Origin of the sequence: Curtobacterium sp. AB451 (assembly GCF_050585845.1) — a bacterium.
Lineage (GTDB): Bacteria > Actinomycetota > Actinomycetes > Actinomycetales > Microbacteriaceae > Curtobacterium.
The window spans coordinates 408,900-423,271 of record NZ_JBOBQG010000002.1; the positions used below are offsets into that span (position 1 = coordinate 408,900).

Annotated in this window: 16 protein-coding genes; 12 read left to right on the forward strand and 4 right to left on the reverse strand. The window is 72.7% G+C overall.

Features of this window, described 5'->3' with window-relative positions; all coding sequences use genetic code 11:
- Positions 1 to 35 precede the first annotated feature (35 nt).
- Both coaA and ACQXVK_RS05810 read right to left on the reverse strand, forming a co-directional pair.
- A complete protein-coding gene (gene coaA, locus ACQXVK_RS05805; protein ID WP_430852995.1) occupies positions 36 to 980 on the reverse strand; it encodes a type I pantothenate kinase in 945 nt (314 codons plus the stop codon).
- A gap of 105 nt (positions 981 to 1,085) precedes the next feature.
- Complete coding sequence (locus ACQXVK_RS05810) at positions 1,086 to 1,571, reverse strand: glutathione peroxidase (RefSeq protein WP_430852996.1); 486 nt, start codon at positions 1,569 to 1,571, stop codon at positions 1,086 to 1,088.
- 70 nt (positions 1,572 to 1,641) lie between these two features.
- On the opposite strand from ACQXVK_RS05810, the gene glmS reads away from it, so the two are divergent.
- The 6 genes from glmS to ACQXVK_RS05840 all read left to right on the forward strand — a co-directional run bounded on the left by glmS (position 1,642) and on the right by ACQXVK_RS05840 (position 7,342).
- Positions 1,642 to 3,489: a glutamine--fructose-6-phosphate transaminase (isomerizing) gene (gene glmS / locus ACQXVK_RS05815; protein ID WP_430852997.1), complete on the forward strand. Its 1,848-nt coding sequence runs from the start codon at positions 1,642 to 1,644 to the stop codon at positions 3,487 to 3,489.
- A 7-nt stretch (positions 3,490 to 3,496) separates the two neighbouring features.
- Positions 3,497 to 3,877 (forward strand): holo-ACP synthase, encoded by a 381-nt coding sequence (locus ACQXVK_RS05820; RefSeq protein WP_022905346.1) that lies wholly within the window; start codon positions 3,497 to 3,499, stop codon positions 3,875 to 3,877.
- Positions 3,874 to 4,977, forward strand: coding sequence for an alanine racemase (alr, locus tag ACQXVK_RS05825; protein ID WP_022905347.1), 1,104 nt, complete (start codon positions 3,874 to 3,876; stop codon positions 4,975 to 4,977). Before ACQXVK_RS05820 ends, alr (ACQXVK_RS05825) begins: the two co-directional genes overlap by 4 nt.
- On the forward strand, positions 4,974 to 6,134 hold the full coding sequence (alr, locus tag ACQXVK_RS05830; protein ID WP_031260913.1) for an alanine racemase: 1,161 nt from the start codon (positions 4,974 to 4,976) through the stop codon (positions 6,132 to 6,134). Before alr (ACQXVK_RS05825) ends, alr (ACQXVK_RS05830) begins: the two co-directional genes overlap by 4 nt.
- A complete protein-coding gene (gene tsaE, locus ACQXVK_RS05835) occupies positions 6,131 to 6,640 on the forward strand; it encodes a tRNA (adenosine(37)-N6)-threonylcarbamoyltransferase complex ATPase subunit type 1 TsaE (protein WP_430852998.1) in 510 nt (169 codons plus the stop codon). The genes alr (ACQXVK_RS05830) and tsaE overlap by 4 nt, the downstream gene beginning before the upstream one ends.
- Positions 6,641 to 6,742: 102 nt before the next feature.
- Positions 6,743 to 7,342 carry an NAD(P)H-dependent oxidoreductase gene (locus ACQXVK_RS05840; RefSeq protein WP_430852999.1) on the forward strand — a complete coding sequence of 200 codons (600 nt, stop codon included), beginning with the start codon at positions 6,743 to 6,745 and terminating at the stop codon, positions 7,340 to 7,342.
- Here the strand turns inward: ACQXVK_RS05840 and ACQXVK_RS05845 are convergent.
- Positions 7,308 to 8,036: an alpha/beta hydrolase gene (locus ACQXVK_RS05845; RefSeq protein WP_430853000.1), complete on the reverse strand. Its 729-nt coding sequence runs from the start codon at positions 8,034 to 8,036 to the stop codon at positions 7,308 to 7,310. The two genes, ACQXVK_RS05840 and ACQXVK_RS05845, sit on opposite strands and share 35 nt — an antisense overlap.
- Before the next feature lie 84 nt (positions 8,037 to 8,120).
- On the opposite strand from ACQXVK_RS05845, the gene tsaB reads away from it, so the two are divergent.
- The 4 genes from tsaB (at position 8,121) to ACQXVK_RS05865 (ending at position 11,326) form a co-directional block, all read left to right on the forward strand.
- Positions 8,121 to 8,747 carry a tRNA (adenosine(37)-N6)-threonylcarbamoyltransferase complex dimerization subunit type 1 TsaB gene (gene tsaB, locus ACQXVK_RS05850; protein ID WP_430853001.1) on the forward strand — a complete coding sequence of 209 codons (627 nt, stop codon included), beginning with the start codon at positions 8,121 to 8,123 and terminating at the stop codon, positions 8,745 to 8,747.
- Complete coding sequence (gene rimI / locus ACQXVK_RS05855) at positions 8,744 to 9,319, forward strand: ribosomal protein S18-alanine N-acetyltransferase (protein ID WP_430853002.1); 576 nt, start codon at positions 8,744 to 8,746, stop codon at positions 9,317 to 9,319. The genes tsaB and rimI overlap by 4 nt, the downstream gene beginning before the upstream one ends.
- The gene (tsaD, locus tag ACQXVK_RS05860) at positions 9,312 to 10,361 is read left to right on the forward strand and encodes a tRNA (adenosine(37)-N6)-threonylcarbamoyltransferase complex transferase subunit TsaD (RefSeq protein ID WP_031260925.1); all 1,050 of its coding nucleotides are present in this window, start codon (positions 9,312 to 9,314) and stop codon (positions 10,359 to 10,361) included. Before rimI ends, tsaD begins: the two co-directional genes overlap by 8 nt.
- Before the next feature lie 122 nt (positions 10,362 to 10,483).
- Entirely contained in the window at positions 10,484 to 11,326 is an 843-nt protein-coding gene (locus ACQXVK_RS05865; RefSeq protein WP_430853003.1) for a DUF4190 domain-containing protein, read from the forward strand.
- Between the two features lie 250 nt (positions 11,327 to 11,576).
- On the opposite strand, the gene ACQXVK_RS05870 is transcribed toward ACQXVK_RS05865, so the two are convergent.
- Positions 11,577 to 12,782 carry a THUMP-like domain-containing protein gene (locus ACQXVK_RS05870; protein WP_430853004.1) on the reverse strand — a complete coding sequence of 402 codons (1,206 nt, stop codon included), beginning with the start codon at positions 12,780 to 12,782 and terminating at the stop codon, positions 11,577 to 11,579.
- 162 nt (positions 12,783 to 12,944) lie between these two features.
- On the opposite strand from ACQXVK_RS05870, the gene groES reads away from it, so the two are divergent.
- Both groES and rarD read left to right on the forward strand, forming a co-directional pair.
- A complete protein-coding gene (gene groES, locus ACQXVK_RS05875; RefSeq protein ID WP_022906996.1) occupies positions 12,945 to 13,241 on the forward strand; it encodes a co-chaperone GroES in 297 nt (98 codons plus the stop codon).
- Positions 13,242 to 13,404: 163 nt separating this feature from the next.
- Complete coding sequence (gene rarD / locus ACQXVK_RS05880; protein ID WP_022906995.1) at positions 13,405 to 14,367, forward strand: EamA family transporter RarD; 963 nt, start codon at positions 13,405 to 13,407, stop codon at positions 14,365 to 14,367.
- The last annotated feature ends 5 nt before the right edge of the window (positions 14,368 to 14,372 follow it).

Genomic DNA, 14,372 nt, shown 5'->3' on the forward strand with positions numbered 1-14,372 from the left:
CCGCCGCGCCCGGCCGCGTGCGGCGCCCCCGCGCGTCAGATCTTGCGGAGGAGCACCGAACTCACCTTGTGGTCGGCCGCCTTCTTCAACACGAGCGTCGCCCGGGAGCGCGTCGGCAGGACGTTCTCGATGAGGTTCGGCTCGTTGATCGCCCGCCACACCTCGGTCGCCGTCCGCACCGCGTCCTCGCGCGAGAGCGAGGCGAACCGGTGGAAGAACGAGTCCGGGCTCGCGAAGGCCTCTTCCTGCAGGGCGAGGAACCGGTCGACGTACCAGGCCTCGATGTCCTTGGTCTTCGCGTCGACGTAGATCGTGAAGTCGAACAGGTCGGACAGCGCCAGCCGCCCGTGCACCGGCGGCGCGAGCACGTTGAGGCCCTCGACGATGAGGATGTCCGGCTGTCGCACGACGATCTCGGCGTCCGGCACGATGTCGTACACGAGGTGCGAGTAGTACGGCGCGCGGACCTCGGCGGCGCCGCTCTTCACCTGGCTCACGAAGCGCAGCAGGGCGCGGCGGTCGTAGGACTCCGGGAAGCCCTTGCGGTCCATGATGCCGCGGCGCTCGAGCTCGGCGTTCGGGTACAGGAAGCCGTCGGTCGTGACGAGCTCGACGCGGGGGGTGTCCGGCCACCGCTTCGTCAGCTCGCGGAGCAGGCGGGCGACGGTGGACTTCCCCACGGCCACCGAGCCGGCGACGCCGATCACGAACGGGGTCCGACCGGCGCGGTCGCCCAGGAACGCCGACGTCGACGCGTGCAGGTCCCGCGCTCCGGCCGCGTACAGCGTCAGCAGGCGGGAGAGCGGGAGGTAGACCTCCTGCACCTCCTGCATGTCGAGGCGGTCACCGAGGCCGCGCAGCTGCACGATCTCGGTCTCGGTGAGGGAGAGGTGCTCCCTCGGTGCGAGCTGCGACCACTCGCGCCGCGGGATCTCCACGAAGGGGGTCGGGTGCGCGACGGTGGCTTCCGTGATCGGCATGGGGACGAGCGTACAGACGGGAGGCGCGGATCACGTGAGCCGACCGGCTCACGTGATCCGCGCCTCCCGTCCGACGTCCGGTGTGCGTCCGTGGGACGCGACCCGTCAGGCGGGGAGGGCCTCCTCGATGGCGGCGACGACCTCGGGGGCATCCGGCTTCGTGGTGGGACGGAAGCGCGTGACGGTGCCGTCCGGGGCGACCAGGAACTTCTCGAAGTTCCACGACACCCGGCCCGCCTTGCCGTCGGCGTCCGGGGTCTCCTTGAGGGCCTGGTAGAGCGGGTGGGCGTTCTTGCCGTTCACCTTGACCTTCTCGGACATCGGGAAGGTGACGCCCCACGTGGTGGAGCAGTACTCGTCGATGGCCTCGGACGTGCCGAGCTCCTGGAGGAACTGGTTGCTCGGGAAGCCGAGGACGGTGAAGCCGCGGGGACCGTACTCCTTCTGGAGTGCCTCGAGCTGCTCGTACTGCGGCGCGAGACCGCACCGGGACGCGACGTTCACGACCAGCACCGCCTTGTCAGCGAAGGCACCGAACGTGGTGTCCTCGCCGTGGAGAGTCGTGATCGCGATGTCGTCGAAGCGTCCCATGTCCCAAACGTTATCCCCAGCCCTGCTCCTTCGCAGGGTCGTCGCTCAGGCAGACCGTAGGATCGTCCCCATGTGTGGAATCGTCGGCTACGTCGGCAGCAACAGCAGCCAGGACGTCCTCCTCGGTGGTCTCCGTCGGCTCGAGTACCGCGGCTACGACTCGGCGGGCATCGCCGTCGTGGACGGGTCGCACGAGCTCGCGTCCGCGAAGAAGGCGGGCAAGCTCCAGGCCCTCGTGGACGAGCTCGCGTCGCACCCGATCGCGGACGGCGGGACCGGCATCGGCCACACCCGCTGGGCGACGCACGGTGGCCCGACCGACGGCAACGCGCACCCGCACCTGGCCGACGGCGGCAAGCTCGCCCTCATCCACAACGGCATCATCGAGAACTTCTCCGAGCTCCGCGCCGAGCTCCAGGCCGAGGGCGTCACGTTCCTCAGCGAGACCGACTCCGAGGTCGCGGCGCACCTCGTCGCCCGCTCCTTCCGTGAGACCGGCGACCTGACCGCCGCCATGCAGCAGGCCGTGCAGCGGCTCGAGGGCGCCTTCACGCTCCTCGTCGTGCACGCCGACCAGCCCGGTGTCGTCGTCGGCGCCCGGCGGAACTCCCCGCTCGTGGTCGGTCTCGGCGACGGCGAGAACTTCATGGGCTCCGACGTCGCGGCGTTCGTCGCCTACACGCAGCGCGCCCTCGCGATCGGGCAGGACGAGATCGCCACGATCCGTCCCGACGGCGTCGACGTCATCCACTTCGACGGCACCCCGGCGACGCCGAGCGAGTTCGAGGTGAACTGGGACGCCTCGGCGGCCGACAAGGGCGGCTGGACCTCGTTCATGGCGAAGGAGATCAGCGAGGAGCCCGAGGCCGTCGCGAAGACGATCCTCGGCCGGGTGCACGACGGTGCCGTGACGCTGACCGACCTCGACCCGATCGCCGACCGCCTCGCGCAGGTCGACCGGGTCATCGTCATCGCCTGCGGGACCGCGGCCTACGCCGGCATCCTCGGCAAGTACGCGATCGAGCAGTGGGCCCGCGTCCCGGTCGAGGTCGAGCTCGCGCACGAGTTCCGCTACCGCGACCCGGTGCTCGACGACCGCACCCTGGTCGTCTCGATCAGCCAGTCCGGCGAGACCATGGACACGCTCATGGCCGTCAAGTACGCGCGTGAGCAGGGCGCGCAGGTCCTGTCGATCTGCAACACCCAGGGCGCGACCATCCCGCGCGAGTCCGACGCCGTGATCTACACGCACGCCGGTCCCGAGGTCGCCGTCGCGTCGACGAAGGCGTTCATCGCCCAGGGCGTCGCGCTGTACCTGCTCGGGCTGCACCTCGCCACGCTGCGCGGCACCCTGACGGCCGAGCAGATCGCCGAGCAGGTCGCCGAGCTCGAGGGGCTCGCCCCGAAGCTGCAGCAGACCATCGACGACGCGTCCGGCATCAAGGACCTCGCCCGCTGGATGGCCGACACCCGCAGCGTCCTCTTCCTCGGGCGCCACGTCGGGTACCCGATCGCGCTCGAGGGTGCGCTGAAGCTCAAGGAGCTCGCGTACATCCACGCCGAGGGCTTCGCCGCCGGCGAGCTGAAGCACGGCCCGATCGCCCTCATCGAGCCGGGCCAGATCGTCTTCGTCATCGTGCCGTCGCCGCGCGACCCGCGGTCGCTGCACCCCAAGGTCGTCTCGAACATCCAGGAGATCCGCGCTCGCGGCGCCAGGGTGATCGCGATCGCCGAAGAGGGCGACGCCGCCGTGCTGCCCTTCGCCGACGAGGTCCTGCGGATCCCGCTCGCGACGCCGCTGTTCGAGCCGCTGCTCGCCGTCGCGCCGCTGCACATGTTCGGCATGGAGCTCGCCGCAGCCAAGGGACTCGACGTCGACCAGCCCCGCAACCTGGCGAAGTCGGTCACCGTCGAGTAGTCGCGCGATGATCATCGGCATCGGGGTCGACGTGGTCGACCTGGAACGGTTCGAGCGGGTGCTCGACCGCACGCCCGCGATGCGCACGCGGCTCTTCACCCCGTCGGAGCTCGTGCGCGACGGGGAACCGCGGCCGATCGCGTCGCTGGCGGCCCGGTTCGCGGCGAAGGAAGCCGTGATCAAGGCGTTCGGGTCGAGTGCGGGGCTGAGCTGGCAGGACCTCGAGGTCGTCTCCGACGACCAGCGGAACCCGTCGCTGACGCTGCACCAGGACGCACAGCGGGTCGCGGACCGGCGCGGGGTCGGCTCGGTCCACCTCTCGCTCTCGCACGACGGTGGGATCGCGACGGCGTTCGTGGTCCTCGAAGGAACAGGGGAGTCCGCGTGAGCGCGTTCACCGGGATCACGGTCGACCGGGAGGCGCTGATCGCCAACTACGGTCGCGTCGCCGAACAGGTGGCACCGTCCGGCGTCATCGCCGTCGTCAAGGCCAACGGCTACGGCCACGGCGCAGCGGAGTCCGCGCGGGCGTTCGTGGACGCCGGCGCGGAGTGGCTCGGCGTCGCCGACATCGACGAGGGGATCGCCCTCCGGCACGCGGGCATCGACGAGGGCGTCCGGATCCTCGCCTGGCTGCACGCCCCCGACGAGGACTTCCGGCGCGCCGCCCGGTACGGCATCACGCCGGCCGTCTCCAGCGTCTCGCAGCTCGCTGCGGCTGCGGACTCCGAGGTCCCCGCGGTGCACGTGTGCGTCGACACCGGTCTGAGTCGCAACGGCGCGGTCGAGTCCGAGTGGCCCGAGCTCTTCGAGACGGCCGGGCGCCTGGCCCGCAGCGGTTCGCGCACGCGGGTCGAGGGCCTGATGTCGCATCTGTCGAACGCCTCACGCGCGGACGACCTCGACCAGGACGCGGCGCTCCAGCGGGCGCTCGACGGACTCGCCGCGAACGGCATCGTGCCCGACATGGTGCACCTCGCCGCCAGCGCCGCGAGCATCGCCGTCGCGGAGACCCGGCACGACGTCGCACGGGTGGGCCTCGCGCTGTACGGACTCAGCCCGTTCCCGGACCGCACCTCGGCCGACCTCGGGCTGCGTCCCGCGATGCGCGTGACCGCCGCGGTGCTCCGGACGGTGCCGGTGCGCGCGGGCGAAGGCGTCAGCTACGGGTACACCTGGCGTGCGACGACCGACACGCGGCTCGCGGTGATCGGCCTCGGGTACGCCGACGGTTTCGACCGCGCCTTCGGCAACCACGTCTCGGTGCGGATCGGCGACCGGACGTTCCCGGTGGTCGGTCGCGTGGCGATGAACGCCATGCACGTCGACATCGGCGACGCCGACGTCCGCGTCGGTGACGAGGCCGTGCTCTGGGGCGACCCGGCGAACGGCGACCCGGCGGTCGAGGACTGGGCCGAGGCAGCCGGCACGATCAACTACGAGGTGGTCGCCCGGGTCGGCCGCAGCGTCGAACGGAGGACGTCGTGAACGCGCCGCTGCGCCGGGCCGAGATCGACCTCGACGCCTACCGCGCCAACCTCGACCTCGTCCGCGAGTGGATGGACCCCGTCGAGCTCATGGCGATCATGAAGGCCGACGCCTACGGGCACGGCCTCGAGCCGATCGCGCTCGCCGCGGTGGACGCCGGCATCCGGTGGATCGGCGTGCTCACCGTCCCGGCGGCCCTGCGCCTGCGGTCGATCGGCGTCGGCGAGGACGTGCACCTCTTCACGTGGCAGCACGACCCCGCGCTGGACTTCCGCGACGCGATCGACTCGGCGGTGGACCTCGGCGTCTCGAACGTCCCCGAGCTGCAGCGCGTGATCGACGCCGTCGACCACCGACCGGCCCGGGTGCACCTCGGGTTCGACTCCGGCCTGCACCGCGACGGCTCGACGCCCGACGACTGGCCCGCACTCGTGACCCTCGCCCGCGACGCCCAGCGGGACGGACGCATCGAGGTCGTCGCCGCGTACACGCACCTCGCAGAGTCCTCCGACGACGAGGACGCCGCGGCCGTCGCGCTCTTCGACACCGCGGTCGAGCAGGCCGAGGACCTCGGGCTCGACATCCCGACCGAGCACGTTGCCGCCTCGCTCGCCGGACTCGAGCGCAAGGAGTTCCGCAAGGACATGGTCCGGATGGGAGCGAACCTGTTCGGCATCCCCGGGGCAGACGGTGTCTCGGCGGCCGACCTCGGGCTCGAGCCCGTGATGACGCTGACCGCCTCGGTGGCGAAGACCAAGCGGGTCCCCGTCGACACCGGGGTCTCGTACGACTACACGTACCGGACCACCGCCGAGACGACCCTCGCCCTCGTGCCCGTCGGGTACGCCGACGGCGTCCCGAGGCTCGCGCAGGGGCGTGTCGAGGTCGCCATCGGCGGCACGCGCTACCCGATCGCCGGTCGCGTCGCGATGGACCAGTTCCTCGTCGACGTCGGCGACGACGACGTGCAGGTCGGCGACACCGTCGTCCTGTTCGGCACGGGGGAGCACGACGAGATGACGGTCCTCGAGTGGGGCGAGGCGCTCGGCACCATCGGCGAGGAGATCGTCTGCCGGATCGGCACGCGCGTGCCCCGGGTGTACGAGGGGCACCGGGTCGAGGGGCACGTCGCCGAGTACCTGCGGGGCGAACGGTGACCGAGCCCCGCGTGCTGCTCGACACCACGGCCCGGACCACCGAGGAGATGGGTGCACTCGGCGCCCGACTCGCGGCCGTCCTCCGCGCCGGCGACCTCGTGGTCCTGACCGGTCCGCTCGGTGCCGGCAAGACCACCATGACCCGGGGGCTCGGCGCGGCGCTCGGCGCCCGCGGGCAGGTGTCGAGCCCGACGTTCGTCCTCGCCCGGACCCACCCGACCACCGCCGGCCCGGACCTGGTGCACGTCGACGCGTACCGGCTGTCCGACCCGGTCGAGCTCGACGACCTCGACCTCGACTGGGACTTCTCGATCGTGGTCGTGGAGTGGGGCCGCGGGTTCGTCGACGGCGTCTCCGACAGCATCCTCGACGTCGAGATCGTCCGCGCGACCGGTGCCGGCGAGGCCCCCGGTCCGGACGACCTCGACCCGGACGACGTCCCCGACGAGCCCCGCCGGGTCGTCGTCACCGCGACCGGTCCCCGTTGGGACGGCGTCGCCCTCTGACCCCGGTGCCCCGCGACCGGCTCGCCGTCGACACGGGGTCCCGGCGCCGACGTCGACCGGTGTGCCCCTGCTGCCGTCCAGCCGGCGTCGCGAGGATGCAGTGTGCCGACGCTCATCGTGACCGCCCACCCCGACCCCGACTCGTTGACCCACCACGTCGCGGAGGAACTCCGGGCCGCCCTGCCCGAGGGGACCGTCGAGACCGCTGACCTCGCTGCGGAGGGCTTCGACCCACGGTTCACGCTCGCCGACCGGCAGACGTACCGCACGGGTGCGGGTGCTCCTCACGACGTCGTCGCCGAGCAGCAGCGCATCGACCGGGCCACCGACCTCGTCCTCGTGTTCCCGGTCTGGTGGTGGTCCGTCCCGGCGCTCCTCAAGGGCTGGATCGACCGCGTGTTCGTGAACGGCTGGGCGTTCGACGTCGATCCCGACGGCGGCCTCCGCCGCACCCTCGGGCGGCTCACGATCCACCTCGTCCCGGTCGCCGGTGACGACGCCGGAGTGTGGGACCGGCACGGCTACCGCGCAGCGCTCCGCACCCAGATCGAGCACGGGGTCGTCGACTTCTGCGGCGCACGGCGCGGTGTCACCGTGTTCGTGCACGAGTCGGAACACGAGGACGCGACGGTCCGCGCGCAGGCCGTGGCCGCGGCCGTCGGAGCGGTCAGCCGATCGATCGTCGACCGCTCCCGGGACTGAGCACCTGCTCCGCGACGAGGTCGGGTCGGGTGGTGAACGGATGGTGCCCGGTGGGTACGTCCACCGATCGGGTCGCGCGGGCGGCGTGGTGCCGTTGGAGTCCGACCGTGGTGCTCCGGTCGTCCGTGCAGACGAGGTACGTCGAGTCGACGTCCTGCCACCCCGCGGCCGAGGTCGGCGTCACGAACGACGTCGCGTCCTGCGGGGTCACCCGGGTCCACGCGGCCCGTTGCACGCTGGTGTCCGCGTCCTGCAGGAACCGGGCGCCGAACGACGACGCGTCGTACCCGCTGACGGCGAGGCGGCCGTCGCCCGCGTCGCCGATCGACACCGGGTCCGGCTCGTCGGCCGTGATCGTGCCCTGCGCCGTGCCGACGTCGGGCAGGTAGGAGGACACGAACACCAGCCGTGAGACCGCCGGGTGGGGTCCGGCCTCGGCGATCACCGTGCCGCCGTACGAGTGCCCGACGACGACCGCACCCTCGGGGTCGTCCACGTCGTCGAGTGCTGCGCGGAGCGCTGCGGCGTCGGCGACGAGCCCCGAGGTGCCCGCCGGTGCTCGTCGCTCGCCGCAGCTGGGGAGTGCCACGGCCCGGCTGCGGATCCCGGCGCGCTGGAGCAGGAGGTCCCCGGTCGGGCGCCACCACCAGTCGCCGTCGCGGACGAGGGCACCGTGCACGAAGAGCAGTTCCATGGCGGCGACGCTACGACCGCGCGGCTCGGCAAGTGCAGCCGTTCGCCCACAGCGGCACTGCGGCAGCACGCCTACGATGGACGGGTGCTGCTCGCGATCGACACCTCCGCCGGAACGTCCGTCGCCCTGGTCGACCCGGCCACCGGTCGACCCCTCGCGACCCGGAGCACCGAGGACAGCCGTCGCCACGCCGAGGTCGTCGGTCCGTTCCTCGCCGAGGTCCTCGCCGAGGCCGACGTCACCCCGGCGGACGTCACCGGCGTGGTCGCCGGGATGGGGCCGGGACCGTTCACCGGCCTCCGCGTCGGCATCGCGGCTGCGCGCACCTTCGCCGCGGCACGCGGCGTCCCCCTCCTCCCGCTGGTCAGCCACGACGCGGTCGCCGCCGACCAGGACCGCCCCGGGCCCTTCGTCGTCCTGACGGACGCGCGTCGGCGCGAGGTCTACTGGAGCGCCTACGACCAGACCGGAACGCGCGTCGCGGGGCCGGGACTCGCCAAGCCGGCGGACCTCGACGAGGCGATCCGCGCCTCCCGGCCCGACGCGGTCGACTGGGACCGGGTCACCGCCCGGTCCATCCCGGCCTGGAGGCTCGGTGCGCTCGCCGCGGACCGGCTCGCCTCCGGCACGCCCTTCGCGGACGACACGCCCCGATACCTGCGCGATCCGGACGTGACGATGCCGGGTGCGCCCAAGCGGGTGAAGCAGTGACGCTGCCCGACGGGCTGCGCCTTCGGCGCGCGCACCCGCAGGACCTCGACGACGTGATGTGGTTGGAGCACGCGTCGTTCCCGACCGACGCGTGGTCGGCGTCGCAGATGTCCGGCGAGCTGTACTCGCCGCACGGGCACTACGTCGTCGTCGAGACGACCGACGACGGGGCACCGACGATCGTCGGGTACGCCGGGCTCTCGTCCCTCGCCGGCAACCCCGTCGCGGACGTCCAGACGATCGCGGTCGCCGCGGACCACCGGGGGAAGGGCATCGGCCGTGTGCTCTTCACCGAGCTCCTCGACGAGGCACGGCGGCGCGGTGTGCACGAGGTCTTCCTCGAGGTGCGGGCCGACAACCCCGTCGCCCAGGCGATGTACACCGCGTTCGGGTTCGAACGGATCGCGGTGCGTCCGCGCTACTACCAGCCGGACGGCGTCGACGCGTGGGTGATGCGGGCGGCACTCCGCCCGACCGCTCCGGACGACCCCGCCACGCCCCGCACGCCCGGCACCTCCGGCACGCCCGCGTCGGGCGTCGGCCCCATCGGACAGGAGGCCCTCGATGGCTGAACCCCTCGTGCTCGGCATCGAGACGAGCTGTGACGAGACCGGCGTCGGGATCGTGCGGGGCACCACCCTGCTCGCGAACGTCATCGCGTCGAGCATGGAGGAGCACGCGCGCTACGGCGGGGTCGTGCCCGAGGTCGCCGCACGGGCGCACCTCGAGGCGATGACGCCGACGCTCTCGGCCGCGCTCGAGCAGGCCGGGGTCACCCTGGACGAGATCGACGCCGTCGCGGTCACCGCGGGCCCCGGGCTCGCCGGCGCACTCATGGTCGGGGTCGGCGCGGCCAAGGCCCTCGCGGTGGCGACGGGCAAGCCGCTGTACGGCGTCAACCACCTGGTCGGACACGTCGGCGCCGACGTGCTGCGGTCGGACGGCTCGGAGATCGACCTGCCGACGGTGGCGCTCCTGGTGTCGGGCGGGCACACGTCCCTGCTCCTCGTGAACGACCTCGTCGGGGACGTGGAGCTCCTCGGCGAGACGATCGACGACGCCGCCGGCGAGGCGTTCGACAAGGTCGCGCGGCTCCTGGGGCTGCCGTACCCGGGCGGGCCGCAGATCGACCGGGCGGCGGCGGACGGCGACCCCACCGCGATCCGGTTCCCCCGCGGGCTCACGCTGCCGAAGGACATGGCCGCGCACCGGTACGACTTCTCGTTCTCCGGGCTCAAGACCGCCGTCGCGCGGTGGGTCGAGCGCTGCCGCGACGAAGGGCGCGAGGTCCCGGTCGCCGACGTCGCCGCCAGCTTCCGCGAGGCCGTCGTCGACGTGCTCCTCACGAAGGCGCTGCGCGCGTGCGAGGACACCGGGGTGCACCGGCTCCTGCTCGGCGGGGGCGTCGTGGCGAACGCCCGGCTGCGGGCCGTCGCCGAGGAGCGCTGCGCTCGGGCCGGGGTCGCCCTTCGGATCCCGCCGTTCGACCTCTGCACCGACAACGGCGCGATGATCGCCGCGGTCGGCGCCCGGCTCGTCGCCGAGGGGCACGCGCCGAGCGACCTCGGGATCGCGGCCGACTCCACGCTGCCGGTGACGACCGTCCAGGTCTGACACACACGTCGCCCCCACCGGTCCGGCGCTGACGTGCCGGGTCCCGCCCGGTCTCCGGACGGGTGTCTGTGGGAGGATTCACGAAGGGCGCCGACGAACGACGCGCCCGAGAGGGGTGGACGGTGTCCGATCAGAACCAGTGGCCGAAGCCGGGCGAGACGCCGGACGGCGGTGCGTCCTCGTCCCCGTCGAGTGCGGCCCACCCGGAGTCCGGGCCGGGCACGTCGGGCCAGGGTGCGTCCGAGGGGACGGCGGCACCGCAGAACCCGTACGGCGCGCCGGCACAGCCGCAGGGGCAGCCCGGGTCGGGTGCCCCGCAGAACCCGTACGCGGCCCCCGGTCAGCAGAACCCGTACGCGGCGCCGGGCCACCAGAACCCGTACGCGGCGCCGGGCCACCAGAACCCCTACGCGGCGCCGAGCCAGCAGAACCCGTACGCGGCGCCGGGCCACCAGAACCCGTACGCGGCCCCGAGCCAGCAGAACCCGTACGCGGCGCCTGGGCAGCAGAACCCGTACGCAGCACCCGGCCAGCACAACCCGTACGCGGCACCCGGCCAGCACAACCCGTACGCGGCCCCCGGTCAGCAGAACCCCTACGCCTCCGCGGGGCAGCAGAACCCGTACGCCTCCGCCTCGACGGGCTACCAGCCCTACGCGCAGCGGCCGAAGGTGAACACGCTGTCCGTGCTCGCGATCGTCTTCGGCCTCGCCGGCGCGCTGCCGTTCTTCTGGTTCATCGGCATCCTGCTGGGCCCGACCGGTGCGATCCTCGGCCACATCGCCCTCGGCAAGCTCAAGACGAGCGGTGAACGCGGCCGCGGGCTGGCGTTGACCGGTGTCATCGCGGGCTGGGTCGTCACCGGGATCTGGATCCTCGTGGTGATCATCCTCGTCGCGACGGGCTTCGGGTCCTCGCGGTACTCGGACTACTCCGGCTACGACTCCGGCGCCTTCATCGGCTGACGCGGGCCGCAGCTCGCACAACCGAAGTCACCCCGAACCACGGCGATCCGTGGTTCGGGGTGACTTTCGTTGTGCGGCCCGCGCGGCACGGCGAGCACCGCACGCCGGGTCGAGCCCCGACGGCGAGCACCGCGCGCCGGGCCGAGCCCGCACGCCGGGTCGAGCCCCGACGACGAGCGCCGCACGCCGGGCCGCGCCCGCACGCCGGGCCGAACCCGCACGCCGGGCAGGCCCGGCCCCGCCCCGCGGCCTACCCGGCCGTCTCGCCGAGCCGCTCGCACAGGATCGCGGTGTGCCGTCCCTCCAGGCGGGTGAGCACCAGGGTCACGCGACCGCTGCCGCCCCGCAGCCGCAGCCGCTTCCGGAACTGCGCCGGGTCGACGTCGACGCCGCGCTTCTTGATCTCGACCGTGCCGACGCCGTCGGCGGCGAGCCGTGCGGCGAGCTGCTTCACGTCGAGCGGCAGGACGCCCTTCACCCGGAACCCCTGGGCGAACGGGGTCGAGACGGCCTGGTCGGAGCTGACGTACGCGATGCCCTCGGAGAGCATGCGACCGTCGATCGACCGGGCGAGGTCCCCGATCAGCCGTGCGCGGATGACCGCACCGTCGGGTTCGTAGAGGTACGCGCCGAGCGGTCCGACCGACGCGTCCGGAGCGTCCGCCTCGCCGGTCAGCTCCGCGATCCCGTGCGGACCGATGACGGTCGCGGCGCGGCGGACCCCCGGGCGGGCGAGGGGGCCGAACCAGAGGGCGAGCTCGACGACCTCGCGGTCCACCGAGGTCCACTGCGCCTCCGCGGTGTCCGGGATGAGGTCGCGGTCGACGCCGGGCCCGAGCTTCACGCCCGTCGGGGTGGTCGTCGCGGCGGCGAACACGGTGTCGAGCGACGGGGACCAGTCGTCCGGGTCCGCGAGCCGCTTCGTGTTCGTGTGGCCGGAGGTCCGCCTGGCCGGGTCCATCCAGACGCCGTCCACGCGGGTGAGGTCGAACCCGGCGGCGTCGCCGAGCTCCACCCGGGCGGAGTCCCAGAGCGAGAGGTTGTGGGTGGCGACGGCTGCGGTGACCTCGTCGCGGTCGACCGCGGTGACCTCGAGGTCGAGCGCCGCCATCGCCATCGCGTCGCCGCCGATGCCGCAGCCGAGGTCCGCGACGCGCCGCAGCCCGGCGACGGCGAAGCGTCCGGCGTGCTGGGCGGCGACCTGCAGCCGGGTCGCCTGCTCGAGCCCGGCCTCGGTGAAGAGCATCCGGGAGGCGAAGTCGCCGAACTTCCCGCGGGCCTTCTGCCGGAGCTTCGCCTGCGTGAGGACCGCCGCGACGAGGCCCGGGTCGTGTCCCTCGGACCGCAGTCGGGAGACGACACGGACGATCTCACCACCGTCGGACACGGCCGGGGTACGGTCGAGCAGGGCCATCCCCTCGGGGGTCAGCAACTGGGCGAGATCGGCGGCTTCCACCCGACGATCCTCCCAGGTCGCCGAGAGCCCGGCAGGACGTTGGCACTCGGATTGACCGAGTGCCAACGACGCCCTAGAGTTGGGCCGTTGGCACTCTCCTGCGCGTAGTGCCAGCACGGTTCCCATCTGTACCGAGTCAGTACCGAGAAAGAAGAGGTCACCGTGGCCGTCAGCATCAAGCCGCTCGAGGATCGCATCGTCATCCGCCAGGTCGAGGCGGAGCAGACCACCGCTTCCGGTCTGGTCATCCCGGACACCGCGAAGGAGAAGCCCCAGGAGGGCGAGGTCGTCGCCGTGGGCCCGGGTCGTATCGACGACAACGGCAACCGCGTCCCGCTCGACGTCGCCGTGGGTGACAAGGTCATCTACTCGAAGTACGGCGGCACCGAGGTCAAGTACTCGGGCGAGGACCTCCTCGTCCTCTCTGCCCGCGACGTCCTCGCGGTCATCGTGCGCTGAGTCCAGCACGCATCGAGAACGCCCCGTTCGGCTCCGGCCGGCGGGGCGTTCTCGCGTTCCGGGCGTGGGCGTCCCGGGTGCGGTCCGTCGGGTGGCCGGGCAGACCGGTCCGGGAGGCGCGGCTCGGCCCCGCACCGTCGGTGCTGGTTCCTAGGATGGTTCCGTGAGTGAACCGTCCCCGGCACGCCCGGCCCGCAGCGAGGCATCCGTCGGCGTCGTGCAGGCGATCGTCGCGTACGGGCTGTGGGGACTCATGCCGCTGCTCTTCGCGGCGATGGCCCCCGCCGGCGCGTTCGAGATCGTCGCCTGGCGGATCGTCTTCGGGCTGGTGTTCTGCGCGATCGCGATCGCCGTCACCCGCTCGTGGCTCCGGACCCGCACGCTGATGGCCCAGCGTCGGGTGATGCTCGTGATGGGCCTCGCGGCCGTCCTCATCCTGGTGAACTGGACCGTGTACGTCGCGGCCACCACCACGGGACACACCGTCGAGGCGGCCCTCGGGTACTTCATCAACCCGCTCGTCACGATCGCCCTCGGGGTCGTGGTGCTCCGCGAACGCCTGCGTCCGCTGCAGTGGACCGCCGTCGGCATCAGCATCGTGGCCGTCGTCGTCATCGCGGTGGGCTACGGCCAGATGCCGTGGATCTCCCTGGTGCTCGCGTTCTCGTTCGGCCTGTACGGCCTCGTGAAGAAGCGCGTCGGCGGCACGGTGGACGCGCTGAGCGGTCTGACGATCGAGACCGTGTGGTTGCTCCCGATCGCGGTGGTCGCCCTCGTGGTGCTCGGCGTGACGGGGCTCGGCGGCGGCGTGACGTTCGCGAGTGCCGGTGGGCTCCACGTCCTGGTGACGGTGCTGACCGGGCCCGCGACGGCGGTGCCGCTCCTGCTGTTCGCGTCCTCGGCGCGGCGGGTGAGCCTGTCCACGCTCGGGTTGACGCAGTACCTCGCGCCGGTCATGCAGCTGCTCGTCGGCGTGGTCGTGCAGCACGAGCCGATGTCGGGTGCGCGGTGGTTCGGCTTCGGGATCGTGTGGCTGGCCCTGGTCCTGCTCACGGTCGACTCGTTCGCGGCCGGTCGGGCATCGCGGCGCCGGGCGCAGGCACCCACGGCGGCCGAGCCGGTCTGACGGAG

What these genes read in the sequence shown, in the direction of transcription:
- ACQXVK_RS05820 (WP_022905346.1), top strand. Translation starts at nt 3,497, where the DNA reads ATGATCATCGGCATCGGGGTCGACGTGGTCGACCTGGAACGGTTCGAG.
- ACQXVK_RS05810 (WP_430852996.1), bottom strand. Translation starts at nt 1,571, where the DNA reads ATGGGACGCTTCGACGACATCGCGATCACGACTCTCCACGGCGAGGAC.
- coaA (WP_430852995.1), bottom strand. Translation starts at nt 980, where the DNA reads ATGCCGATCACGGAAGCCACCGTCGCGCACCCGACCCCCTTCGTGGAG.
- glmS (WP_430852997.1), top strand. Translation starts at nt 1,642, where the DNA reads ATGTGTGGAATCGTCGGCTACGTCGGCAGCAACAGCAGCCAGGACGTC.
- ACQXVK_RS05845 (WP_430853000.1), bottom strand. Translation starts at nt 8,036, where the DNA reads ATGGAACTGCTCTTCGTGCACGGTGCCCTCGTCCGCGACGGCGACTGG.
- tsaD (WP_031260925.1), top strand. Translation starts at nt 9,312, where the DNA reads ATGGCTGAACCCCTCGTGCTCGGCATCGAGACGAGCTGTGACGAGACC.